Consider the following 23,845-nt stretch of genomic DNA (forward strand, 5'->3'; position numbering starts at 1 on the left):
GCCCGTGGTGCTAAACCGTCATCGCCTTGGCCGCACACGCATTGTCGGGCTGATAGCGATAAATCGACCGGTACTGCGTCCAGAGCGCATCGGCACTGAAGGCCTGTTCAACCCGCAGTCGGGCCTGGTGCTGTAACTCACGCCACATCGCCGGCTGCCACCCGGCCATCATGTCAATCAACACCGGCATTTGCTGCCACTGAGACTCGGGGACCAGGAACCGGCGATCCACCAGATCAGCCAACTGGCCGACTTGGGTGGCAATCACCAGGGTGCCGTGAGCCAGGGCTTCAATCGCCGCCATCGGCAGCCCTTCCTGGCGCGAGGGCATGATCAACACATCTATCCCCGCCCAGTAAGCCTGCATGGAAGGTACCGCACCATGATAAATGCAGTGAGGAGCCGCTTGCAGGCTTTGCTGTTGCGGACCGTCGCCAAACACATGCCATTGGTGCTCGGGAAATAAGCGGGAAAGTTGCAGGTACCGATCCAACCCTTTTTCTTCACTCAGCCGCCCGACAAACGCAAAGCGCAAACCCGCCTGCGGAGGCGGCTCACTCCGAGCACCAATCGAGGTGGTCTCGATAAAGTTTCGCATCACCCTGCACCGAGCCCCTAACCGGGACCGGATCGCTTCACTCACTGCCAGATTTTCCGATAACCGCGCGGTCCGGCGATTGAGCAGTTCATAACTGCGTACTTTCCAGTCCCCGGTTTCCCCGGCATGAAACGTCGTCACCACCCGGCAGGCGCATCCCATCCGGAGTAAACGCGCCACAATACTGGCCTTATAACCATGGGCGTGCACGGTATCATCTGCCGTGCATGCCATCATGGCTTGGCGGATCAGCTTCACCGAGCCTTGGGCGAACCGGTAGCAGATCCCGGCCTGCGCCAGTCTGGCGTAGAGCGGATGTTGGGGATATTGCCGGTAGAACATCACCTCAACATTGACCCGGCGCTGGTGAAGCATCAGCGCCAGCTGGAGGACGTGCGATTCTATGCCGCCGAACCCAGACGAATCTAACAATAACATCACTTTCATCACCGCCTCCTCAACCTGCTTCCATCCCCGCCGGCACGGCAGCCCTCACTTGAGTAGCCGGCCACAGACCAGCGTGCAATCATCGCCAGCAAGTCTGCTTTTCGTACCGGCTTGGTCAGGTAATCATCCATCCCGGCATCCCGGCTCTGTTGCAGCTCTTCTTTCATCGCATGCGCCGACAAACCGATGATGGGGCATTGATGCGCGCCGGAGCACGCTTGCTGCGCCCGAATCGCCGCAGTGACTTCATAGCCGTTTTTAAGCGGCATCGAAATATCCGTCAGCACTAAATCCGGCGCTGTATTCGCATACAACTCAATCGCTTGCTCCCCGTTTTCAGCCATCACGAGCGTAACCTCAGTCCGGGCCAGCATCTTCTCCACCAACAGCCGGTTAATCGGGCTGTCTTCCGCCAGTAAAATGGTCATCGGACCCAGTGCCTCCGGTTTGACAGGCTCCGGTTGTCGCCCTTGCACCGGCAACAGGCCGACGCCCTGCAGTGGCTGCTGCAACGCCTGCAACGCTTCATACCGGGGATGTCCAGGACGCGTTGGCTCCCCGCAGATAAACTCAGCCAGTTTGGCTGGCGTCACCGGCTGATTGATCACCGACCAGGGTCCCACCGGCACCTGCGTTTCACCAACCGGGCCATGGCTCAGTACCACAAGCGGAACTTGCCCGCCCACCCGGTAACACCAGGACAAGTGCTCGACCAGCTCCTGCTGGCCGATCAGGATCACAGAGGCCTGCGGTAGCGACTGAACCGCCTCAACCGAAGCTGCGGTTACAACCTGGGTTCCCACCGTGCGCAACATGTTCTGGATCACGTCGCGCCGCGGCGCATAGCCATCCACAACGATGACCTGTGCGTTATGCCATGCTGATCCACCACCGATCTCGCCACCTGAACAGGTGATTCGCTCTCCCTCATGACGCAGAGTAAGCTGAACAGAGAAACACGATCCTTTGCCTTCACACGAACGGACTGCCAGCTGGCCTCCGAACAGGCCCACCAGCCGCTTGCAGATCGCCAACCCCAGTCCAGTGCCCTGATACGCCCGGGTAGCCGAGTTATCCACTTGTTCGAATTTGTCCATAATATGCGGCAGGCGCGCCGCTGGAATACCAATTCCGGTATCTTCCACCCTGATCAAAAAACAGCTCTCTCTCGGACCGCAAACTTCCTCGACCAGACTCAGTTTGACATGACCGGACACGGTGAATTTAATCGCATTGCCCAGCAAGTTGATCAGCACCTGGTTCAGGCGTCCTTTGTCACCAATCACCCGGTTCGGCAACACCGGCGGCATTTCCAGCAGTAAATGGACGCCTTTTTGGCCGGCCTGATACGCACACAGCGCCAGCGCCCCTTCCAGCAGCTGTTGCAGCTCGAATGGTTCCTCCTGCAACAACAGCTTACCGGCTTCGATTTTGCTGAAATCGAGGATGTCATTAATGATGGTCACCAGGTTATCCGCCGACTGATGGATCAACCGCAGCTGAGTCTGGTGTCGGGCGTCCTGGATCTCTTCAAGCAATAATTCGCTGATCCCCATCACGGCATTCATTGGTGTGCGGATCTCATGGCTCATATTGGCCAGAAACTCAGACTTGGCTTGAGTCGCTTTGGTGGCGCTTTCGAGAGCCGATTCAAGTTGCCGCGCAACCCCGAGCCGCTCGGTGACATCCCGCTGAACAGCAATTAAGCGCTCGACACCTCCCTGCTCGTTGAACACTGGGGATATATCTAATTCCACCCAATATGAAGCGCCGCACTTGTGATAGTTGAGGATCTCCACCCGGATCGGTTGATTCGATGCCAGGCTCTGGCGGATCGCCTTTACGGCCTGCGGATCCGTTTGCTCGCCCTGAAGCAAACGCCCCGGGGTCTGGCCGAGCAGCTCAACCAGGCTATAGCCACTCAACTGCTCGAAGGCGCTGTTGACCCAGGTGATCCTGCCTTCAGCATCGGTGATCACAATGGCATCACGGGCAAACTCCGCCACCTGAGCCAGCTCTTTCACCTTGGCGGCTAATGCGAGCTGCTGCTGGTGCTCCTGAGCCAGCGACTGTTGGGCGTCGGCCAGGGAACGTGACATCTGGTTAAATGCCTCGCTGACCCGGCTGACCTCATCATTGCCTTGAATTTCAATCTGGGTACCGGGTCCGCACCGCCCGACTTCTTCAACCCCAAGCCGGAGGCAGTCGAGCCGCGTCATCAGGTAGGTCCCCAACGCAAAGGAAAACAAGGCCACCAGGATCATCTCAATCCCAGCCAGGATCAGGCTCGACTGCGTGGCATAGTGCAGCAATTGCTGCAATCCATCCACCCGCACCCCCATTTCAACCAAGCCAAAACGACGCTCGCCAATCCGGATGTCACTGGCGACATCATACACGCAATCCTGCGCCTCACTGGGCATGACGCCCTGCTCAACCCCACGATAATCACCATGTTCAGCCAGCTCAGTTCCGTTCCCGTCAGTGATCCGGATATACGCCAGATTGTGCTCGCTGACAATGGAAGCGGCAAAGCTATCCAAATAGGACAGGTCGGAGGCCAGCACCGCATCCCGGCTGGCTTTAGCAAACACACTGACCAATTGCCGGCTGCTGATTTCCAGCTGCCGTTCATTGGACTCTTTCAGCCAGTGCAGCCCGGAGACAATCAGCACCGCCAGCACCAGCGCTTCAATCAATGCGATCCCAAGGATCGTTTTCATTCGCAGTGTCATCGCCTGCTCCTTTGACTAGCGCCGTATCTCGAGCGCAGCCACATCATCCCAGTCCCTGTCTTCTGCCAGCTCCCAGCCTTTGATTTTGAGTTGGGAGAACGCAACCGCAGCCTCCGGGTGCTGGTTAAGCAACGCAATACTCTGCTTAAGCCGGGAAACCATGACCGGGTCCACTTTGGGGTGATACGCCACGGCATGGGGGGTATAACGTGCTGTTTTGTGGATCACCTGCAATTGTTCCCGCAGGCTGGCCGGCAGACTGTTGAAGGTGCGGAGCACGCCACCACCCGCCAGGAACAAGCCTTTGGCCACGGACAAATAAACAGAATCATGAGAGCCGACATACTGAGGCCGGAAACGGATGTGGGCTGCATCAAGTTCCGACTGGGTCAGCACAGTCGCGGCAAACGCTCTGGGCGCCGGAAAAGCCAGCGTCTGCCCATCGAGTTGGACCAGGCCGCCCTGCCAGCCTTTCCTGGCCACCAGAATCCCGGTGATCCGCTTATCCTTTGCATGGGCAAGCGCATGATAGCCGGGCGACTGATGGAACAGGGTGAAATGATATGGGTTCATGTAGGCGAGATCGTACTCACCGGCCTGAAGCCTGGCTTCAAACGTCGGAATATCCGGCGCAGTGGCAAACCGAAACTCAGTGCCCACCATTTTCCCCCACACTTCCAGCAAAGGGATCCATTGCGCCGCCAGTTTCGCCGCAGATTGCTGGGGCACCACGCCAAATACCAACACCTGACGCTCGGCCGCTGCAGAGAAGGACAGCATTGCCATCACCAACAGCGGCCCTTTCAACAGCCAAAGCCAATTTTTCTGACGACTCATCATCTCCCCCTCCCGCCTAAACGCCGGAGGTGGGCTGGAAAGCGCTTCTGCCTCCAGCTCACCCGACCATGATTCAAGAACAAATCAATATCTGTGCCAACCTGGCGAGTTGAAACGGATCGGTATATTTCCGAGATAAATGGGTAGGTTAGGCACGGGCCGAGCATGCCGAATCAGGAAATTACATGGCGCCATTTTTAATTTGCAACTTGACTCGCACTGAAACAGCAATTTGCGAATAAAGATAATCAGACTTTGTTCAACATCAATATAATTCAGTAATCTAGCCCGGCATTGCCCTCAAACTCGTATATTTTCGGCCCATGTTTTATTTCAATGTAATTGTCTTTTTTAATTTTTCATAATGCTGGGACTAAACTTCAGCCCTTACTGATTATTTTTACTTTTTCGTCATCCTTTCGGGCAAAAGTGAATCTTTGTATATACACTCTATATACAATGTAAAGGCATTCACTGAGGCTTGGCTGCCATGGCCGAAAAAAAACAACGAATCAAATTTGGCAAAAAAGACAGCCAGCTGATGATCAGAATTAACTGTGACGAGCGGGATACATTTATTTCGCTCTGCGAACAGCAAGATACCAGTGCTGCGCGGGAGATCCGCCGCTTTATTCGTGGATTTATTGCACAGCATCAGGAAAGCGGCTCATAGGGACACCGTACCAATTTGCTCGGCGATAGCCAACCGGGTTGGAGACATGCTTCCCATCCTGCACAGCTATCCCGACCATCGCTGGCCGCATGGCCAATACACACATGAAGAAAGGAAAGACACCAATGGCTAAAGTATCAAAGAAAGTGAAATCACTGAAAAAAGAGATCAAAGCGCGTAAAGCAAAAGTTGCCAAACAGCAAGATAAACTGAAGCAGCTTAAAAAAGCCCTGAAAAAAGCGGTTTAATTGAATCTCTTACCATCACCTCGGCATGCTGCGCCTCTGCCGAGGTGATGGTACTGTTCTCAACAGAACATGCCTTGAATGGCGAACGTATCTGAGCCCCCATTCCCCCTCATTCTCAGGTTCCATTCTTCAAATTCGCGCTCACAACTCAGAGCTTGCGTTTTATTCCAGCACCTGACTGATCGTCCAGGCCACTGCAACTTGGATGTCACAATTGCTGCCTACAATGCGTCTCGCATTTAAGATACCACCACACACAATCAGCGAGATAACTCTGACATGTGCAACACTCGTAACGAAACCCTTAAAGAAGCCATTACCCGCATCTACTCGGCGTTTCCGAACCTGAGCTACACCCCGCGTCCTGATGACGTCAAGCTGCTGGCAGCCTACATGAAAAGCCAGGACAATCACTATCCGGAAAGCCTGGATTTCCTGCTCAGCGTTAGCAATCGGGAGATTGAGCTGGAACTCCTGCGCCACAAGCGCCACTGATCACCTGCGTCACGTCCTGGGCATCTGACGCAACACCGCGGCCTCCTATTCATGTCAGAGGTGCAACGTATTTAACTGCCTCTGGCACTCGATTCGGTTCATTTCGCCACCCAGCATCACCAAGGCAGGCCGATCGTTTTCCTGACAGCAAAAACTCATTTATTTAACGAGATAAAAATAAACCCGAAAGTCACCAAATCATATTAAAAAATACGCTGAGAGTATTTTTAAATCCGTATTAACGTTAAAAGAAATACTAAGTTATTTGTTATTATTTGGCGCGAAAAATATATTAATTTCACCTATTGAAATTAATAACCATCAGGAACAAAATATCCCCAAGAAAAAAACCAAGAACGTCCTCAGGTTATCTTGCGCATCAAAAGAGCACCGCCTTCTATCCGGCCACTCTTTTAATGACTAAATAATTTTTAAAACCTGCAACCTCAATGGAGTTGAAAGCCATGAAAAAGCGTATCTTTGATCTTACCCGCCAGGACATTGCAACCATGGGCCGGAAAGAAATTGTTGAATGCATCAAAATTTCTGAAGGTCGTACCATGATGGTCGAAAACGTCGTGTCAATGGAGCCGCCTCTGGATCTGGTCTCCGGTGCTGAAATCGCCGCCGCTTTCGGGGCAGATATGATCACCTTGAACGTGCTTGACTTAATGGACCCACGGGCAGCAGTCAATGGTGCCGAAGCACATGGCGTGGCCGACTACTTTACGGTTGCCGATCTCAAGCAGCTTTCCGGTCGTATTCTGGGCTGTAACCTGGAGCCGGTACCTCAGGGCTTCAGCGACATCCCACCGGGGCGTGCACTGAGTGCCGAAACAGTAGAACGTGCGGTAGAGCTGGGCCTGAACTACATTATGCTTACCGGCAACCCGGGTATGGCCGTCTCACAGGAAACCATCCTGAATGCAATTTCCCTGACCCGCTCCATCTCGAAGGAGATTGTCATTATTGCCGGTAAGATGCACGGTGGCGGTGTTGGCAATGATTACAATACTGACTTTATTCCCCAATTTGCCGAAGCCGGTGCCGATATCATGATGTTCCCGGCACCGTTTACCACCCCGGGGATGCATCCGGCGCTGGCAACCTCACTGATGACTGCGGTTCATGAAGCCGGGATGCTGGGCATGCTGGCAATCGGGACGTCCCAGGAAGGGGCCAGCGAGAGCTATATCGAGAAAGTGGCTACCGAGTCCAAAGGTGCCGGTGCCGATATCGTTCACATTGGTGACGGTGGTTACGGCGGTTTGGCTGTTCTGGAAAACATCATGCGCATGGGGATCACCATCCGCGGCCGCCGCCATCAGTTCAAACGTATGGCAAACCGCCGCTAAGGCATCTTCAGCATTTGAAACAAAAACGCCCCCTGGACATCCGGGGAGCGTTTTGATCGCTGGTAAAATAGCATTCAAACAAAACAGGCGCGGTTGCCGGCTGCAACGGAACTAGAAGCTGATCGGCTTACGTCCGGTCGCCTGATCAGCAGGTCCTGAAGCTTTCTTCTTTTTCTGCTGTGCTGATGGCTTTTTCTTCCCCGATGATTTGGCCGGAGGCTTCGATTGCTTCGGCGACGATTTCGCAGGCTTGGCGGCTTTTGCGCCGGCAGGCGCTTGGGCCGGGACTTCCGTGACGGGCTGATCGCACAGCACCAGATAAAATTCATTGTTAAATTCAATCACGTCGCCATCATAGACTTTTCGGCGCTTGCGCTGCTCAAGCTCACCGTTGACTGCCACATACCCTTCCGCGATGGCAAACTTGGCTTCTCCCCCGCCACTGACGGCATTGGCAATTTTCAGGACTTTGTACAGCTCTATCGGTTGACAGGAGACCTCAACCCCTAACGCTTCAACTTCATATTCATTTTCTTGATCAGTCATAGGATTTACCGGAAATATATGCTTTGCCGCCAGTGTACCCTATTCAGGCGCAGCAACGCACTGGCAATTCGCCACAGGGCAACGCACACCCCGCGTGCGCCCAATCCACCGGCTTCTACGCCTGCCCCCTCCGCCCACTTTGTCCATCGGCAGGGGTGATGTTTTTTTAACCCCCCTGCGACAGCATAGACGCCTTCACCTAGTTTGCCGATGATTCAGGAACCCCGACCATGCTGATTTTCAATAAGCGCTATAGCTTTATGCCGCAGTTCACCACAGCGGCTCATGACCCGGAGACAACGCCGTCGACCAAAGAACGCGAAGTCCAGCGACAAGCCCTGCTTGCCCTGGCACAGAAAAACGGCGGTTACGACAACCAGAAGGAACCGAAGCAGATATCCGAATAAGTCCTTATTAGTCTGATGGTTACTTGAGGATTTAGAACTTTTCAGCGGCAGTGCCTCGCCTTTTAAGCCGCATATCTGATAGGCTCGTGCTGGTATAGTCAAACAACGTCAGGGGGCTGTGGGCAACAGACATGGATTCATACGCTCACCTGCACCTTGACGTCATTTGGGTATATGATCTTATCAGTAACAGAATGAAAGGATTAAAAGATGACCCGATGGCTATGGTCTTTCCTCTTGGTTGCCCTGTTATCTCTCCCGGCCTGGGGCGAGGAAAGATATGCGGACGAGAGTATTTACGATAAGCCCCTGATGGAGCGCTACGTACTGGATGAGCTCAAATCCCTGCGCCAGGACCAACAGGATCTGGAGCGGCGGCTGACCATTCAGGTGACCGATCGCGAGCTGAGCGTTGCCGATAAATCGATGAACTATGCCAACGTGACGGTCACTTACTTTTTCTACCTGATCGCCGGTGCCGCCTCGCTGTTCGCCCTGGTCGGCTGGCAATCGCTGAAAGAAATTAAAGAAAACACCACCCAAATGGCTGACCGGCAGTTGGAAGAAATTGCCCAACAGTATGAGAAGAAATTCCAGTTGCTGGAGCGGGATCTGAAGCGAAAAACCCGGATCATTGCCCAGAACAACAAAGAAATTGAGATCATTAACGAAGTCCATAACCTCTGGCTCCGGGCCCAGAGCTCACAAACCCCAGAGCAGAAAATCGAGATCTACGACGAGATCCTGAAAATTCGTCCCGGTGATTTGGAAGCCCTGACCTATAAAGCCGATGCGGCAATGGAAATCCGGGAATTCCACTGGGCACTGAGTATCTGTAACCGGGTGCTGGAAGTCGATAACACCAATGCCCACGCCCTCTATCAGCGGGCCTGTGCCTATGCTTGCCTGGGTGTAGAAGAGCAAGCGATCTCCGATCTGGAACAAGCCATTATCGGTAGTGCTTCGCTACGCGAGCTGGCCAGCGAAGAAATGGATTTTGAATCCCTGCATGGGAATGAGCGATTTGAAGAGCTTATCAGTGCCCCTGAGTAAAACCCGCCTCTTCAACGCCCAATAACGCTGCCGCTTGAGCACCGAACTGTGTGGTCAGGCGGCGTGCAAATACCCATTGTCAACCGAGATTTGAGTCTGCGGCGTGTCCCCGCCCCAGCCAAAATCGGCATGCCGGCCCTGTGCTGTCCTCGCCGCTGCAACGCCTCAAATTCACGCCGAAGTTTATCTTCACGACAAATTTTATTTGTTAGACTCACGAAGCGTTTTGCCCGTTAATACGCCCGACGCAACAGGCGTCAGGTATGGCTCAACCCGCTCTTTCAGGTTGGGCCTTGTTATTGGCTATGCCCCGATGTGGCAATCCACCGGGCATCTGCTGACTGAGAAGAGTAAGTGGAAAACGTATCCAAACTTGATAGCGTTCGTGCAGATTACAACGTTGATTACTGGAGCCAGGGATTCTTTGGCATTGATGACACCGGCGAAGTCTATGTTTCGCCAACCTGTGACAAAACACGCGGACTGGCGCTCAGCAAAATCGCCCAACAAATCGAAGCAACCGGCTTGAGCATGCCCGCTTTGGTACGTTTCCCACAGATCTTACACCAACGCGTGCACAATATTTGCCAGGCATTCAACCAGGCGATTGAAGCATATCACTACCCGAACCACTACCTGTTGGTGTATCCGATCAAGGTCAACCAGCAGCGTGAAGTCGTGGATGAGATTCTGGCCAGCCAGGCGCAGTTGGAAACCAAGCAACTGGGTCTGGAAGCCGGCAGCAAACCGGAACTGCTGGCCGTATTGGCGATGGCACAAAAAGCCAGCTCGGTGATCGTGTGCAACGGCTACAAAGATCGCGAATATATCCGTCTGGCACTGATTGGCGAAAAGCTCGGCCACAAAGTGTTTATCGTGCTGGAGAAGATGTCCGAACTCGATTTGGTCCTGCGTGAAGCGGCCAGCCTGGGGGTCAAACCTCGGCTGGGGATCCGCATTCGTCTTGCTTCTCAAGGCGCCGGGAAATGGCAGTCCAGCGGTGGTGAAAAATCCAAATTCGGCCTGTCGGCCTCGCAAGTGCTGCGGGTGATCGCGCGCCTGAAAGAAGAAGATCAGCTGGATGCGCTGCAACTGGTGCACTTCCACCTCGGCTCGCAGATGGCGAATATTCGCGACGTGCGTAACGGTGTGAACGAGTCGGCGCGGTTTTACTGCGAGCTTCGGGCCATGGGCGCGCAGATCCAGTATTTCGACATCGGCGGCGGGCTCGCCGTCGACTATGACGGCACCCGCAGCCAGTCGTCCAACTCGATGAACTACGGGCTGGATGAGTACGCACGTAATGTGGTCAGCACCATCAGTGATGTCTGTCAGCATTATGCCCAGCCGATGCCGGTGATTATCTCCGAATCCGGCCGCTCGCTGACCGCCCATCACGCGGTGTTGATCACCAATGTGATTGGCACAGAGAGCTATCAGCCTGAAACGGTTGTTGAGCCACTGCGCGACGAGCCCGTGCTGATGCAGAATATGTGGCGCAACTGGCAGCTCCTGCAGGATGACAGCAATGCCCGGGCACTGATCGAGATTTACAACGACACCCAGAGCGATCTGGCGGAAGTCCACAGCCAGTTTGCCATGGGACTGCTCAACCTGGAGCAACGCGCTTGGGCCGAGCAACTGTCGCTGCGGATTTATTTCGAACTGAACCGGAAGATGAACACCCGGAACCGCTTCCACCGGCCGATCCTGGATCAGCTCAACGAACGACTGGCGGACAAGTTCTTCGTCAATTTCTCCCTGTTTCAGTCCCTGCCGGATGCCTGGGGAATTGATCAGGTGTTCCCTGTGCTCCCGCTCTCCGGGCTTGAGCGACTGGATGATCGCCGCGCGGTGATCCTGGACATCACCTGCGACTCGGATGGTGCCGTGGAACAATATGTTGAAGGGCAAGGTATTGAAACCACGTTGCCGGTGCCGGCCTGGACCAAAGACGAAGAGTACCTGATGGGCTTTTTCCTGGTCGGGGCGTACCAAGAAATTCTGGGCGACATGCACAACCTGTTTGGGGATACTCACAGTGTGGTGGTGAACCTCAACTCGGACGGTGATGCCGAACTGACCTTGATCAACGAAGGCGACAGCGAGGAAGACATGCTGCGTTACGTCCACATCGATGTTGAGCAGATCCGCGGACACTACCGTGAACTGGTCACATCACTGGTGTGCCCGCAGGAGCAGCAGGCGATTTTGAACGAGCTAGAGCACGGCCTGAGCGGCTACACCTATTTAGAGGATTTTTAAATGAATGATTTGTTTACGAAAACTGATTATTCGCTGTACGCAAATGCCATGAGCTTTCTGCGCCGTCCTTACGTGCGTAACCCTATTGACGCCGAGGCAGACCTTGTTGTGCTCGGGGTTCCGCTGGACATGGCGACCTCAGGTCGTCCCGGCGCGCGTTTGGGGCCGGATGCGATCCGCCGCGCGTCGGTCCATCTTGCCTGGGAAAACAAGAAGTACCCATGGGACTTCAACCTGTTCGACAAGGTCAAGGTGATTGATGCCGGTGATCTGGTGTTTGATTGCGGGGATGCCGAAGATTTTACTTACCGGCTGGAAGCGGCAACCGGTGAAATTTTAAAAAACGGCAAAACCCTGCTCGCGCTGGGCGGGGATCACTTTATCACCCTGCCGATTTTGCGCGCCTACGCCAAACATTATGGCGAGATGGCTCTGGTTCATTTTGACGCCCACACGGATACCTATGCCAACGGCAGCGCCTATGATCATGGCACCATGTTTTATCATGCGCCCAAAGAAGGGCTGATCTGTCCGAAGCATTCGATTCAGATCGGTATTCGGACCCAATATGAGCAGAAGCAACACGGGTTCAACGTCATTGATGCAAGTCAGGCCAATCAGATGAGCGCCGACAGCATCGTGGCACAAATCCGCGATGTGGTTGGCGATAAACCTGTCTATGTCACTTTTGACATCGACTGCCTGGACCCGGCGTTTGCACCGGGCACCGGCACACCGGTCTGTGGCGGGCTCAATTCCGACAAAGTGCTCAATATCATCCGCGGCCTCGCCGGGATGAACATTGTCGGCATGGATGTGGTCGAGGTCTCGCCGCCATTCGACCAAAGTGACGTCACGGCCCTGGCCGGGGCCACCATCGCCCTGGAGCTGATGTATGCCTGGGCCAGCGGACGGGAAACCGCAGCGTAATCAATCACACCGGTCTCTTGAGCACACCGTGCTCAAGAGACCTTTCCGGTTCAGCATATCGGTGTACCGAAGCTATCTCATTCCAACTGAGCCAATTGCGCTGGCTGCTCAAACAGATACGTGGGTGCAACCTGGCTGAGCTCTTCAACCGAGCCGTAACCCCACAACACCCCGGCTGTTTGCAGGCCATTGCGCTGACCGGCCGTGATATCGACCGCCCGATCGCCAATCATCACCGCCTGCTGTGAAATCACCCCTTCCCGGCGCAAGCCTTCCAGCTGCTGCCATTTTTCCACCCCGATATCCCCACCGCTGACAAACTCAAATTGCTCACGAAGACCGAACATTTCAAGGATTTTCTCGGCAAAATCGGCCCGCTTTGAGGTGCACACCCCAAACCGGTACTGCTCTGATGCTGCCAGTTGCTCTAAAACAGACGGGATTCCCGGATAGAGCTGATTTTCCCGATACCCGATCTCGGCATAGCGCTCGCGGTATTGAGCGACCAACATCTGGATCAGGCCCGGATCATGGCTGCCGACCAGTTGGATAAACGTCTGATCCAGCGGCGGACCAATGTACGCAGCAATCTCGGCTTCAGGACGCGCCGGCATCCCAAACGCCTGCAGCGCATAGTTAAACGAGCGAACAATCCCGTCTTTCGGATCGCTGATAGTGCCGTCCAAATCAAAAATTAACCAGTCCTTGCTCACAACACGCTCCTTGTCATTTTCTCAAATGGTAACTTTCAGTAGATTTAAGACTCATCAGCCTTGTTGTCCTGCTCACGCTCCCCGAATGCCCCGATGAGCGCCTGGCAGGCCGCTTCAACCGCTGCGGGCAACCGGGCGATCAGTTCATCACGCAACTCGCCCTGTTTGGCCATGACTTCCAAATCGAGACACAAGTGGTAGAGCTGTTTCAGCCCCAGGCTCCCCGCCGCCCCCTTGAGGGTATGCGCCAGATCTGCCACCTGTGGCGCCGAGCCCTCGCTCGCCGCTGCCTGTAATGTTGCAACCGTCCGGGCTGATGAGTCCTGAAACAGGGCAATTAACTTCTGCACCTGCTTCGGTCCTAAAACTTCGGCATCCGCGGCCAATACGGCTGAATCCAGAATCTGGGCCGCCGTCTCAGGCGACCCATCGGGCTGATGTTCATTTGTGTCCGTCATCGCTTCATCCTGTGGTAAAAGTTGCGCCGTATCGGCCACCCGGTGCTCTCCGGACAACACGCTTGCTATGGTTTTCACCAACTGAGTTTCCGTCAGCGGTTTAGGCAAAAACCCGGCAAACCCCGCGGCGAGATACGATGTGACCTCTTCGCGGAAAACATGGGCCGAGAACGCGATCATCGGTGTTTGCGGCCCTTCCCGCTCACCTTCAAGTGCCCGCAGCGACTTCAGCAAGCTGACGCCATCGGTATCGGGCAGGTTGATATCCAAAATGGCCACATCAAACGCCTGTGCCGCATAAATCCGGGTCGCCTGCTCGCCGTTTTCAGCCACCACCACACGGTGGCCCAGGCGATGCAGGAACCCCTCAGCAATCAGGCAATTCACCGGGTTATCTTCCACCAACAACACCCGGGCCGAGGCGATATCCTGGATCGAGGCCAGCGACTTGCTGACCTGCTGTCCCGGTGAGAGATATAAGCTAAACCAGAAGCAGCTGCCGGCCCCGGGCAGGGAGCGTACACCGATATCGCCGCCCATCGCTTCAACCAGCCGCTTGCTGATCGCCAGCCCGAGCCCGGTTCCGCCCATGGTCTGCTGCCCGGTCTCAGACTGCTGAAACGCATCGAACAGACTCTGTTGCTCCTGGGTCGCAATCCCGACGCCAGTATCTTCCACCTGAAACAGCAGTTGCTGTGCATTATCCGGATCAGCATCGACCCGAATCGTAATTAGCCCCTGTTCGGTAAATTTCACCGCATTGCCGACCAGGTTGGTGAGAATTTGCCGCAGTCGCACCCGATCTCCCACCCAGAACGCCGGCAGCTGCGGGCTGATCTCCGTCTCGATCCGGAGCCCTTTCTCCAGCGCCCGGCTCTCAAACAGCTGATACACATCTGACACCACTTCAGGCAGGGAAAAGTCTGCCGGGCGGATCTCCAGGTGGCCGGCCTCAATTTTGGAGTAATCCAGCACATCATTGAGAATATCCATCAGCGCTTCACCGCTGCGGTTGATGACATCCAAATATTTCGCCTGTTGCGTGGTGAGCCCGGTATCTGCCAGCAGCGAGGCTGTCCCCAACACCCCATTCATCGGGGTGCGGATCTCATGGCTCATGGTGGCCAGAAACGCAGACTTGGCCCGGTTGGCCCGCTCCGCTTCGGCCCGGGCCTTGGCATGGTTGGCCACTTCCTGATTCAGCTGGTTATTGGCCAGCTCCAGTTCACTGGTGCGCTGCGCCACCAGCCGCTCCAGGCTGGCTTTGTGTTGCTGCAATTCGGCACGGATTTTCGCCTCAGCCTGAGCCAGGCGATGACGCTCGGCCGCGGTATCCCGGGCCACCATAATCGCCCGCCCCATTTGTGCCAGCTCATCATCCCCTTCCACCGCCAGCTCAACATTCAGGTCCCCGCGCGCAATCGACAGCAGCACCTCGCTGTAGCGGTTCATCCGCCGGATCACCCGAGCATAAACATAGCGCCAGGTGATCAGGACTAAAGCCAGTAAACCGGCAACCGAGATCCCAATCAGACTGTTACGGGCAACGGTCAGGGTTCCCTCGACCACCGAGACCGCCTGCTGAGTGCCCCAGTTGGCCGCGGCAATCAGATCCCCCACGGTCTGGTTCAGTTGCTGGAACAGGATCAGGTTCTGTTGTTCCATCCGCTCCACATCCTGGCGGGCACGCAACAGCTCGCGGGAAAGGGTAAACAGCGGCTCTTCGCGCGCCAGAATATTGGTTTGGGTGATCAGCAGTGCCGAACGACTCGGATCTTCCACCGCGCGAACCCGATGCTGCATAATAGTGGTCGCCCGGCTGTACTGATCGTGCAAGGTTTCCAGCGCAGCCGGGGTGTCGACCCGGCTGATTTCATCGAGCATGTTGATCAGCTGCTGCGACATAAAGCGCAGCTCAAACAAGCGCTCAGTCAAATCCATATCCACTTCAACCAGGGTATCCAGTGCGCGAAATGTCGCCTGCTTGTCCCCGGAATCTACCAAATCATATATTCGCGCCACGTTGGCCACCGCCGTGGTACTGGCATTCGACACCTGGGATTGAGAAAGGACATCAATTTGTTCTGTGGCCGCAGTCAACACCTGAATGAATGACGTGGTGGACGCTTCCAGTTTAATTTTGCGGCCAACCAGCCAGCCCAGCTGAGCCAGGTTATCGACAATATTTCGGACATCCTGATCCAGCTGCGCCATCAGCTCGGGGGCAAAGGAATACTGCTCCAGATCCGCCAGGCTCTGGTTTAACTGCTCAATGTGAATGGTCAGTGCTTTTCCCTGCCGCTCACGCTCAACATCCGTGGTGGATTTAGCCAGCACCTGGGCGGTAAAAATAATCCGGGTACTGAGATCCGACAGCTTGCGGGCTTCGGCCAGGGCCGGGACCGCGGTATTGATCACGGTCCGTTCGGTTTTCGCGACCAGGGAAAACCCGGCCACCCCGATCACTGCAGCCGCGATCATCAGCCCCGCCATCATTGAAAAAGCAATCAGCAATTTGCGGCCAATACTGCGCGGTGTAATTGTCTTCAATCGACCCAAAGCAGGGCACTCCAAAATAAGCGGGGATTTAATAAAATCATGGCAGACAAACGCCTGAACATGCGACTTCTCCTATCACGGTGCCTGTTGCCGAGCAAAAACCTGGCATCCACACTAAACTGTATGGCGCTCTGGCCGGGAAAGCATTACTATTTTGCCAGCGATAACTGTTGGGATGCTACGAATCATGACAAAAAGGCGTTTTTTTTCTCTGTTATTCAGCCTGTTGTCTTTGCCTGTCCAGGCCGAGGTCATGGTGGAAAGCTACCGCCCGGCGTTTCATATTCCCCGGCAACCCCAACTCATCCACTACCAACCCCTGAACCAGGCCACCCAACCGTGGAAGTTGTGCGCCGTCTACCCGCATCTAAAAGATTCCTACTGGCTCTCAGTCAATTACGGCATGGTCCATCATGCCCGCCAGCTCGGCGTGAAGCTCAAGGTCCTGGAAGCCGGCGGCTACCCCAACCTGGCACAGCAGCAGGCACAGTTGCAGCAATGCTATCACTGGCAGGCCGATGCAATCATCCTTGGCGCGGTCGACCCCAAGGGCTATGCCGGGCAACTCAGCCAGCTGGTCGGCGACATCCCGGTGTTCGCCACCATCAATGAACTGGACATGGCCGACCCGGACCTTCAACAAACCGTGGTTGGCAAAGTGGGGGTCGACTGGTCTCAGATGGGCCGGGCGACCGGGGAGTTTCTCGCCCGTCGCCACCCTGCCGGCAGCGGCATTGTCAATATTGCCTGGCTCCCCGGGCCCAAGCAGCGTGGCGGAACGCATTGGGTCAACCAGGGCTTTCGGCAGGCCGTTGAGGGCAGTGATGTCCGGGTCGTGGCCACGTTGTGGGCCGACAACAGCAAGGAGCTGCAACGCAACCTGATCCAACAGCTGTTTGCCGAGCGGCAGGACATTGATTATATCGTCGGCGGCGCGGTGGCTGCGGAAGTGGCGATCAGTGAATTACGTACCATGGGCAAATTGCAACAAATCGGGATCGTTTCGACCTACCTCAGTCATGGCGTCTATCGCGGCCTGCTCCGCGGTCGAGTGCTGTTTGCCCCGACCGACAAAATGGCCCAGCAAGCCATGCTCTCCGTCGACCAGGCTGTCCGTTATCTGGACCAGCGCCCGATGGAACACGATTTAGCAACCATCATTGAGCAACTGACGCCAGATCACCTGCCCGCGCAAGTGATCAGCGATTCTTTATCTCCGGCTGAATTTCGTCCCACATTTAAAATTTCGCCCGCCGCTGAGGCCAACGAATAGGCCGCCGAGAAAATACTGTTACCGAGCCAGAGTTTCACAACATTGACATTGTACTTCTCAAGTGGCCTCTGATATTAATAATTTACAGTTTTATCCAGAAATTCCCCCGAACGTGGAGCGCTGAATGCACGTAACAACCCGTAAAATGAAGGCCAGCAAGCACATTGCGCTGGTTGCGCATGACAACTGCAAAACCCACCTATTGCGCTGGACGTCTGAACACCAAGAAAAGTTACAACATCATACCCTGTATGCGACGGGCACCACCGGTCATTTGATATCCCGTGAAACCGGTCTGAGTGTCAATTGCCTGCTCAGCGGCCCGATGGGCGGTGACCAGCAGCTCGGGGCGCTGATATCAGAAGGCAAAATCGACATGATGATTTTCTTCTGGGATCCGCTCAATGCCGTGCCGCACGACCCGGATGTCAAAGCCCTGCTGCGTATCTCAGCGGTCTGGAATATTCCGGTCGCGACTAACCGCGCCAGCGCCAATTTCATGATCTCTTCGCCGAAGCTCAACGAAGAAGTCGACATCGAAATTCCCGATTATGATGCCTACCTGACCGAACGCCTCGGTTAACGCTTCAATCGATGCCCCCGCGAGTAAAACCTGCTGAAGCCTTCCCTGCCGGAAGGCTTTTTCTTTTCCCCGTCCGCCCAGGCCACCCTGTTTGGTATATCTTTATCAAATCATAATGATAAAAACGCAGGGGTGGATATGAAAGCATGGATCTTAAATCAGCCCGAGGGGCCGGACAGCCTGAGCCTTTCCCGCGCGGTCAAACCCAAACCTACTGGCGATGAAGTCCGGCTCAAAGTCGCTGCTGCCGGGTTGAATCCATTCGATCACAAGCTGCTCCACTGGGGCTATGCGACCTGGACCTATCCGCAAATCATCGGGCTGGATATTGCCGGGACCGTCGAGCAGGCCGGCCGCCACGTCAGCCACCTGAGCCCCGGCGATCGGGTGATGTGCTTTGCCGATCCGCGCCGGGCCGGCGGATTTGCCGAATATGCCTGCGTCAAAGCCTCGAGCCTGAGCCGGATCCCCGATGCGGTCACGTTCGAGCAGGCCGCAGCCCTGCCCTGTGCCGGTTACAGTGCCTGGCAGGCGGTCTATGACAAACTCCGTCTCCAGCCCGGGCACAAGGTCGCTATCACCGGTGCAGGCGGTGGTGTGGGTGGATTTGCCGTTCAGCTGGCCAAACAGGCCGGCGCCACCGTCTACGCTATCGCCGCTGGCCGCCATCATCCACGGTTGCTCGGCTACGGCGCGGACGCTGTGATTGATCCGGAAATGGAAAATATGGCGATGCGATTGATCGAGCTCACCGAAGATCAGTTAGTCCATGCGGTGATTGATTGCGTCTCCGCCAAGTCCGGCAGCGTGATGAGCACCTTAATCCGTTACAACGGTGAAATTGTGATGATTGCCGATCAGTTCAATCAGGTGCCGTTGCTGGCAACCACCAAGGCATTGAGCCTGCACGAGGTCGCCCTGCATGGCACCTACGCCCACGGCACCCTGGATCATGTCTATCACCTGGCTGATATCGGCAATACCCTCAGCGATTGGGTGGCCGACGGCAAGCTCGATCCCATGATAGATGAAGTGTTTGAGTTTGAAGACTTAAAATCCGGACTGGAAACCCTGAAGATGGGCCTGCACAGCGGCAAGCTGGTGATGCGTGTCAGCAGCGATTAATGTCAGCAGCAAATGCCTCCCTAGTTCCGGGCGGCTTTCATTCGCTTTATTTTATTCATCACCGGGTATCGCTCATCAATCAGTTCATTGACGAACGGCGAGGTTTTCTCCGGATCGGCACAAACCCAGACATGATGTCTGGCCCGGGTCAGGGCAACATAGAACAGTCGCCGCTCTTCGGCATCGGTGAAATGCTCATTTTTCGCCTGCAAACAGCCGGCCAGGCCGGTTTCCCGATCCGGTGCCGGGAACACGCCCCGGTTCACATCCAGGATAAACACATAATCCGCTTCGCGCCCTTTACTGGCATGGCAAGTCATGAACGTCAGGCCCAGTTGAGGCCATTGTTTATGCCAGGCCTTGAGTTTGTCCGGACGCTGGCTATTATTCCGTCCCAGCAACAAGACCGTGGTCGGCTCGTTGTGCTTGGCAGCCAGTTGTACCAGCTCCTGCTCCAGCAAATCCTGGCACAACAGGGTCACCGCCTTGCGCTTTTGCTTTTTGAAACTGGTCAGCTGTTTTCTCAACTGCTGCGGGTTTTGCTGGACAAAGGTATTGGCCACTTCGCCAATCATGCTGTTGAAGCGGTAGGTGGTTTCCAACTCGGTCACATGGCAAGCACCAAAGCGTTGCTCAAACCCTGTGGTCAGGTTCACATCGGCCCCGGCAAAACGGTAAATGGCCTGCCAGTCATCACCGACCGCGAACAGGCTCGGTTTCGGCTGCTCGCCAACCGGACGACACAGGGCTTCAATCAGCGCCAGGCGATGAGGCGAAATATCCTGGTACTCATCCACCATGATAAAGCGCCACGGCGGGGTAAACTTCCCGTCGGTGACATAATCGGTTGCTTTTTGGATCATGGTGTTAAAGTCAATCTGCTTCTGCGCTTTGAGGTGCTGCTGATAGGCGCGGAAACAGGGCCACAGCAGCGCCAGCTCACTTTTCATCCGTGCCTGGGTCCCTTCATGGGCTCCGCTTTGTTCAATACTCTGGGATAGCTCAGATTTATTGGCCCCGCGCTGGCCAAGCAGCTCGATATGGCGCCAGATCCAAGCCGCTAACTGCTCGCTGCGGGCCTGCTTCTCCATCGAATTGTCGGCTTTAAAGCCGGGGATGCGCCATTGGGTCAGGTGCTTTTGCCAGCGCTTGGCCGAAGCCGCGGTTTCCCACTGCTCGGTCAGCATCCCGGCAATCCACCCGGCCCTTGCTTTTTCATCCAGCGCCAGCGGCGTGACATTCGGCCGTTCGCCCTCGACGGCTTGGATAATCTGGGTGCCCAGGCTGTGGAAGGTCGCCACTTTGATCTTGCTGTTGACTTTCTGGCCGAGGCGCTCGCTCATTTCATCGGCCGCTTTGCGGCCAAAGGCCAGCATCAGGATCGCTTCCGGCTCTGCCACCTGGTTGGCCACCAGGTATCCGGCCCGCGCCACCAGCACACTGGTTTTGCCGGTCCCCGCCCCGGCCAGCACCAGGTTATGATCCTGGTTAATCAACACCGCTTCACGCTGCGACGGATTAAGCGGCGAGGATTCAAATTTATCGAACCAGGAAGACCATTTTTCGGCTTCCTGCTGCAACCACTGTTGATTGGTTTCGGCCACCCAGTCCTCATTGCCGTCCAGCCAGGGCGAGACTTTGTCAAAGGCCATCGGACGGAACGAGGCCGCCAGTTCCTGAGTCAATCCGGTCATTGCCAGCGACTGGTCCAGGAATCGGGTCAGTTTATGATATTCCGAGGCCCGCAAATAGGTGTTCTGACCGACAAAATCGTCGATCCGGCTCAGCATCTCCGGCAACTGCTGATCCAGGGTTTCCACTCGGCCCTGAGCCCAATTGCGGTAAGCTTCAAGCAGGACAGTGGCAAACTGCTTACACTCACGCCACGGCAGGCCATGGACGGTCCAGCAATACTCCTGATCGGCAGAAGTGATTTCCAACGCGCCCCACAATACCCCGCGATGCACCGCAATAGCGCCGTCCCAGTCATCAAACGGGATTTCTTCTGTTTCAGTCTGACTGTCCAGGATCAGGCAGTGCTCGCCTAACGCGATGCTGCAATAATCCCCCTGCACTAACCACTGTGCGAGCCAACCGGCTGTTAAACGCATTGCTGTAACCTAACCCTAACTTCAATCGTCCGTAAGAGTAGCAAGAAGTTTTTTGCCGCCAAAGCGCCACAACCGTCTTTTGCGTAAAATTTCTGCTAAGAATTCACTATCCCACTATTTTCAATGGGGGTTTATAGCCCTGATCAGGCCAACTCTGGTATCTTTACCCCTCTACCTGATGAACTGAGCCGCCATGCAAACCAACCGACTGAAATTTGCTTTACGCCGTTACTGGGCCAATGAACGGATTAATTACTGTATCCGGGTTTTGATTGCATTAGTCGGGGTTGCCCTGCCTTGTTGGTACTTTCAGGCGACCACCGAAGTCACGCCTCTGGTGCTGGGGATCATCGCCGCCGCCCTGGCGGAGACCGACGATAACCTGAGCGGACGGCTCAAAGCTCTGGCGATGACGCTGATCTGTTTTATGATTGCCGCGTTTTCCATCGAGCTATTGTTTGATCTGCCCTGGCTGTTTGCGATTGGCCTATTCAGTTCAACCTTCGGCTTTATCATGCTGGGTGCGGTCGGCGCCCGGTATGCCAGTATTGCTTTTGCCTCGTTACTGCTGGCGGTCTATACCATGCTGGGCGCCGCAAACAGCCCGAACCTCTGGTATCAGCCGATGCTCCTGCTGGCCGGCGCCTCCTGGTACGGTTTTTTGTCGATCAGCTGGCAACTGCTGTGGCCCAATCATCCGGTACAACAAAGCCTGGCGGCGGTATTCAGTGAATTTTCCGATTACCTGGATTGCAAAAGCCGCCTGTTCGACCCGATCAGCAACCTCAATCCCCAGCCGTTGCGGCTGGCTGCGGCAAGTCAGAATGCCCGGGTGGTCACCGCGCTGAACAAGGCCAAAGCGACCCTGTTGAGCCGCGCCCGACGCGGACAACCCAACCAGAGCGGCGATAAGTTCCTTCAAATCTATTTTCTGGCCCAGGATATCCATGAGCGCGCGAGCTCGTCCCATTATCGTTATCAGGATCTGGCCGCGGCCTTTCAACGCAGCGACGTGCTGTTTCGTTTCCAGCGCCTGCTCACCCACCAAGCCCAAGCCTGCCGGGATATCTCGTACGCGCTGGCGATGGGCAAGCCCTACCGCCACAGCGCCGACAGCGTCAAAGCCCTGGATGAACTGCATGAAGCCCTGTTGTATCTGAAAAATCAGCATCATCCCGAGTGGCGCTCTTACCTGAGCCAGCTAGAGTATCTGTTTCAGAACCTGGCAACGGTCGAGCGCCAGCTGTCGAACGTCAGCAACCCGGATGTCGCCCAGACCGGCAGCGATACCGAACTGGCTGATACGGAAGCACGCAATATGCCCGCGCGCTGGGCACGACTGAAAAGCCAGCTTAAGCCCGATTCCATGCTGTTCCGCCACGCGATCCGAATGGCCGTGGCCCTGACCGTCGGCTATGGCTGTATCCAGGCACTGGATCTGGAGCGCGGCTACTGGATTTTGCTGACCACCCTGTTTGTCTGTCAGCCCAACTACGGTGCGACCCGACAGAAACTGGTTCAGCGGGTGGTCGGGACCCTGGCCGGGCTGCTGATCGGCATGCCGCTGTTGTATCTGTTTCCGGGCCAGGAAGGCCAGTTGGTGTTGATGGTACTGGCCGGGGTACTGTTCTTCGCCTTCCGGACTGTGCGCTACGATCTGGCGACCGGCTTTATCACCCTGCTGGTGCTGTTCTGCTTTAACCAGCTCGGCGAAGGCTACGCGGTGATCCTGCCGCGTCTGGGCGATACCCTGCTCGGCTGCTTGCTGGCGGTGCTCGCGGTCAGCTTTATTTTGCCAGACTGGCAGGCCAAGCGACTGCATAAGGTGATGGCGGCGGCGATCGCCACCAACCGCGATTACCTGGGGCAGATCATCGGCCAGTACCGGATTGGCAAGAAAGACAGCCTGAGCTACCGGATTGCCCGCCGCGAGGCCCACAACACCGATGCCCAGCTCAGTACTGCCATCAGCAATATGCTGGCTGAGCCCGGCCGCTACCGGATGGCAACCGAAGAAAGTTTTCGCTTTCTGACCTTAAACCATGCCATGCTGAGTTATATCTCAGCGCTGGGAGCTCACCGCACCCGCCTCGATGACGAGCACACCCACTCGCTGGTGGCGCAGGCCCATCGTCAGATCCATGTTCACCTCGACTGCCTGGCCGAGCAGCTCAGCGGTAACCACTGCGTGCAGGCGCCGGATTCTGATCTGGTGCTTGAGCAACGGCTGGCCCAGTGGCGCGATGAAGACAACACCTCGGTGAGAATGGTGCTGCAGCAACTGCACCTGATCCAGCGCATGTTGCCGGAGCTGCATTCCCTGGCCAATAAGCTGGCCGCCCGCACCCGCAAAGATGCGCAGCCCCCGGCCTTCTCCGACCAACCGGGACAGGCATAGCCCCCTCCCAATTCATCAAGCCCCGAACGTTCGGGG

19 protein-coding genes are annotated in these 23,845 nt (G+C 55.8%); 12 read left to right on the forward strand and 7 right to left on the reverse strand.

Going from position 1 to position 23,845, the window contains the following annotated elements:
* Window positions 1-10 precede the first annotated feature (10 nt).
* Genes NNL38_RS10290 through NNL38_RS10300 form a run of 3 tightly spaced genes read right to left on the reverse strand, consistent with a single transcriptional unit; the run spans window position 11 to window position 4,620 of the window.
* Window positions 11-1,045, reverse strand: coding sequence for a glycosyltransferase family 4 protein (locus NNL38_RS10290; RefSeq protein ID WP_255387950.1), 1,035 nt, complete (start codon window positions 1,043-1,045; stop codon window positions 11-13).
* On the reverse strand, window positions 1,045-3,780 hold the full coding sequence (locus NNL38_RS10295; protein ID WP_255387951.1) for a hybrid sensor histidine kinase/response regulator: 2,736 nt from the start codon (window positions 3,778-3,780) through the stop codon (window positions 1,045-1,047). The genes NNL38_RS10290 and NNL38_RS10295 overlap by 1 nt, the downstream gene beginning before the upstream one ends.
* A gap of 15 nt (window positions 3,781-3,795) precedes the next feature.
* Window positions 3,796-4,620, reverse strand: coding sequence for a phosphate/phosphite/phosphonate ABC transporter substrate-binding protein (locus NNL38_RS10300; RefSeq protein WP_255387952.1), 825 nt, complete (start codon window positions 4,618-4,620; stop codon window positions 3,796-3,798).
* A gap of 487 nt (window positions 4,621-5,107) precedes the next feature.
* Here NNL38_RS10300 and NNL38_RS10305 point away from each other — a divergent pair, with 487 nt between their 5' ends.
* From NNL38_RS10305 to NNL38_RS10320, 4 genes are all read left to right on the forward strand, one after another.
* Window positions 5,108-5,290, forward strand: a complete 183-nt coding sequence (locus tag NNL38_RS10305) for a hypothetical protein (protein WP_255387953.1) — start codon at window positions 5,108-5,110, stop codon at window positions 5,288-5,290.
* A gap of 125 nt (window positions 5,291-5,415) precedes the next feature.
* Entirely contained in the window at window positions 5,416-5,538 is a 123-nt protein-coding gene (locus NNL38_RS10310; protein ID WP_255387954.1) for a hypothetical protein, read from the forward strand.
* Between the two features lie 279 nt (window positions 5,539-5,817).
* Window positions 5,818-6,033, forward strand: coding sequence for a hypothetical protein (locus NNL38_RS10315; RefSeq protein ID WP_255387955.1), 216 nt, complete (start codon window positions 5,818-5,820; stop codon window positions 6,031-6,033).
* Window positions 6,034-6,497: 464 nt separating this feature from the next.
* On the forward strand, window positions 6,498-7,388 hold the full coding sequence (locus NNL38_RS10320; RefSeq protein WP_255387956.1) for a DUF7916 family protein: 891 nt from the start codon (window positions 6,498-6,500) through the stop codon (window positions 7,386-7,388).
* A 111-nt stretch (window positions 7,389-7,499) separates the two neighbouring features.
* On the opposite strand, the gene NNL38_RS10325 is transcribed toward NNL38_RS10320, so the two are convergent.
* Window positions 7,500-7,934 (reverse strand): RNA-binding S4 domain-containing protein, encoded by a 435-nt coding sequence (locus NNL38_RS10325; protein WP_255387957.1) that lies wholly within the window; start codon window positions 7,932-7,934, stop codon window positions 7,500-7,502.
* A gap of 230 nt (window positions 7,935-8,164) precedes the next feature.
* On the opposite strand from NNL38_RS10325, the gene NNL38_RS10330 reads away from it, so the two are divergent.
* From NNL38_RS10330 to speB, 4 genes are all read left to right on the forward strand, one after another.
* Window positions 8,165-8,341, forward strand: coding sequence for a hypothetical protein (locus NNL38_RS10330; protein WP_255387958.1), 177 nt, complete (start codon window positions 8,165-8,167; stop codon window positions 8,339-8,341).
* A gap of 210 nt (window positions 8,342-8,551) precedes the next feature.
* Window positions 8,552-9,394, forward strand: a complete 843-nt coding sequence (locus NNL38_RS10335; protein ID WP_255387959.1) for a tetratricopeptide repeat protein — start codon at window positions 8,552-8,554, stop codon at window positions 9,392-9,394.
* Window positions 9,395-9,748: 354 nt separating this feature from the next.
* Window positions 9,749-11,659, forward strand: coding sequence for an arginine decarboxylase (gene speA, locus NNL38_RS10340; RefSeq protein ID WP_255387960.1), 1,911 nt, complete (start codon window positions 9,749-9,751; stop codon window positions 11,657-11,659).
* Window positions 11,660-12,589, forward strand: coding sequence for an agmatinase (gene speB, locus NNL38_RS10345; RefSeq protein WP_255387961.1), 930 nt, complete (start codon window positions 11,660-11,662; stop codon window positions 12,587-12,589).
* A gap of 77 nt (window positions 12,590-12,666) precedes the next feature.
* Here speB and NNL38_RS10350 read toward each other — a convergent pair whose 3' ends face one another.
* Entirely contained in the window at window positions 12,667-13,302 is a 636-nt protein-coding gene (locus NNL38_RS10350) for an HAD hydrolase-like protein (RefSeq protein ID WP_255387962.1), read from the reverse strand.
* Window positions 13,303-13,346: 44 nt separating this feature from the next.
* Entirely contained in the window at window positions 13,347-16,319 is a 2,973-nt protein-coding gene (gene torS, locus NNL38_RS10355) for a TMAO reductase system sensor histidine kinase/response regulator TorS (RefSeq protein ID WP_255387963.1), read from the reverse strand.
* 187 nt (window positions 16,320-16,506) lie between these two features.
* Here torS and torT point away from each other — a divergent pair, with 187 nt between their 5' ends.
* The 3 genes from torT (at window position 16,507) to NNL38_RS10370 (ending at window position 19,300) form a co-directional block, all read left to right on the forward strand.
* Window positions 16,507-17,592 (forward strand): TMAO reductase system periplasmic protein TorT, encoded by a 1,086-nt coding sequence (gene torT / locus NNL38_RS10360; RefSeq protein ID WP_255387964.1) that lies wholly within the window; start codon window positions 16,507-16,509, stop codon window positions 17,590-17,592.
* 124 nt (window positions 17,593-17,716) lie between these two features.
* Window positions 17,717-18,175, forward strand: coding sequence for a methylglyoxal synthase (locus tag NNL38_RS10365; RefSeq protein WP_255387965.1), 459 nt, complete (start codon window positions 17,717-17,719; stop codon window positions 18,173-18,175).
* 138 nt (window positions 18,176-18,313) lie between these two features.
* On the forward strand, window positions 18,314-19,300 hold the full coding sequence (locus NNL38_RS10370) for an alcohol dehydrogenase catalytic domain-containing protein (protein ID WP_255387966.1): 987 nt from the start codon (window positions 18,314-18,316) through the stop codon (window positions 19,298-19,300).
* A 20-nt stretch (window positions 19,301-19,320) separates the two neighbouring features.
* Here NNL38_RS10370 and helD read toward each other — a convergent pair whose 3' ends face one another.
* Complete coding sequence (helD, locus tag NNL38_RS10375) at window positions 19,321-21,411, reverse strand: DNA helicase IV (protein WP_255387967.1); 2,091 nt, start codon at window positions 21,409-21,411, stop codon at window positions 19,321-19,323.
* Window positions 21,412-21,604: 193 nt separating this feature from the next.
* On the opposite strand from helD, the gene yccS reads away from it, so the two are divergent.
* A complete protein-coding gene (yccS, locus tag NNL38_RS10380) occupies window positions 21,605-23,809 on the forward strand; it encodes a YccS family putative transporter (RefSeq protein WP_255387968.1) in 2,205 nt (734 codons plus the stop codon).
* Window positions 23,810-23,845: the final 36 nt, after the last annotated feature.

Origin of the sequence: Photobacterium atrarenae (assembly GCF_024380015.1) — a bacterium.
In the GTDB taxonomy this organism is placed as follows: Bacteria; Pseudomonadota; Gammaproteobacteria; order Enterobacterales; family Vibrionaceae; genus Photobacterium; species Photobacterium atrarenae.

Bases quoted from the DNA above. Each gene is read 5' to 3' on its own strand.
- NNL38_RS10325 (WP_255387957.1), bottom strand. From the start codon at position 7,934: ATGACTGATCAAGAAAATGAATATGAAGTTGAAGCGTTAGGGGTTGAG.
- NNL38_RS10320 (WP_255387956.1), top strand. From the start codon at position 6,498: ATGAAAAAGCGTATCTTTGATCTTACCCGCCAGGACATTGCAACCATG.
- NNL38_RS10330 (WP_255387958.1), top strand. From the start codon at position 8,165: ATGCTGATTTTCAATAAGCGCTATAGCTTTATGCCGCAGTTCACCACA.
- NNL38_RS10295 (WP_255387951.1), bottom strand. From the start codon at position 3,780: ATGACACTGCGAATGAAAACGATCCTTGGGATCGCATTGATTGAAGCG.
- NNL38_RS10305 (WP_255387953.1), top strand. From the start codon at position 5,108: ATGGCCGAAAAAAAACAACGAATCAAATTTGGCAAAAAAGACAGCCAG.
- NNL38_RS10335 (WP_255387959.1), top strand. From the start codon at position 8,552: ATGACCCGATGGCTATGGTCTTTCCTCTTGGTTGCCCTGTTATCTCTC.
- NNL38_RS10370 (WP_255387966.1), top strand. From the start codon at position 18,314: ATGAAAGCATGGATCTTAAATCAGCCCGAGGGGCCGGACAGCCTGAGC.
- NNL38_RS10365 (WP_255387965.1), top strand. From the start codon at position 17,717: ATGCACGTAACAACCCGTAAAATGAAGGCCAGCAAGCACATTGCGCTG.
- torT (WP_255387964.1), top strand. From the start codon at position 16,507: ATGACAAAAAGGCGTTTTTTTTCTCTGTTATTCAGCCTGTTGTCTTTG.
- yccS (WP_255387968.1), top strand. From the start codon at position 21,605: ATGCAAACCAACCGACTGAAATTTGCTTTACGCCGTTACTGGGCCAAT.
- helD (WP_255387967.1), bottom strand. From the start codon at position 21,411: ATGCGTTTAACAGCCGGTTGGCTCGCACAGTGGTTAGTGCAGGGGGAT.
- NNL38_RS10310 (WP_255387954.1), top strand. From the start codon at position 5,416: ATGGCTAAAGTATCAAAGAAAGTGAAATCACTGAAAAAAGAGATCAAA.
- NNL38_RS10290 (WP_255387950.1), bottom strand. From the start codon at position 1,045: ATGAAAGTGATGTTATTGTTAGATTCGTCTGGGTTCGGCGGCATAGAA.
- NNL38_RS10300 (WP_255387952.1), bottom strand. From the start codon at position 4,620: ATGATGAGTCGTCAGAAAAATTGGCTTTGGCTGTTGAAAGGGCCGCTG.
- NNL38_RS10315 (WP_255387955.1), top strand. From the start codon at position 5,818: ATGTGCAACACTCGTAACGAAACCCTTAAAGAAGCCATTACCCGCATC.
- speB (WP_255387961.1), top strand. From the start codon at position 11,660: ATGAATGATTTGTTTACGAAAACTGATTATTCGCTGTACGCAAATGCC.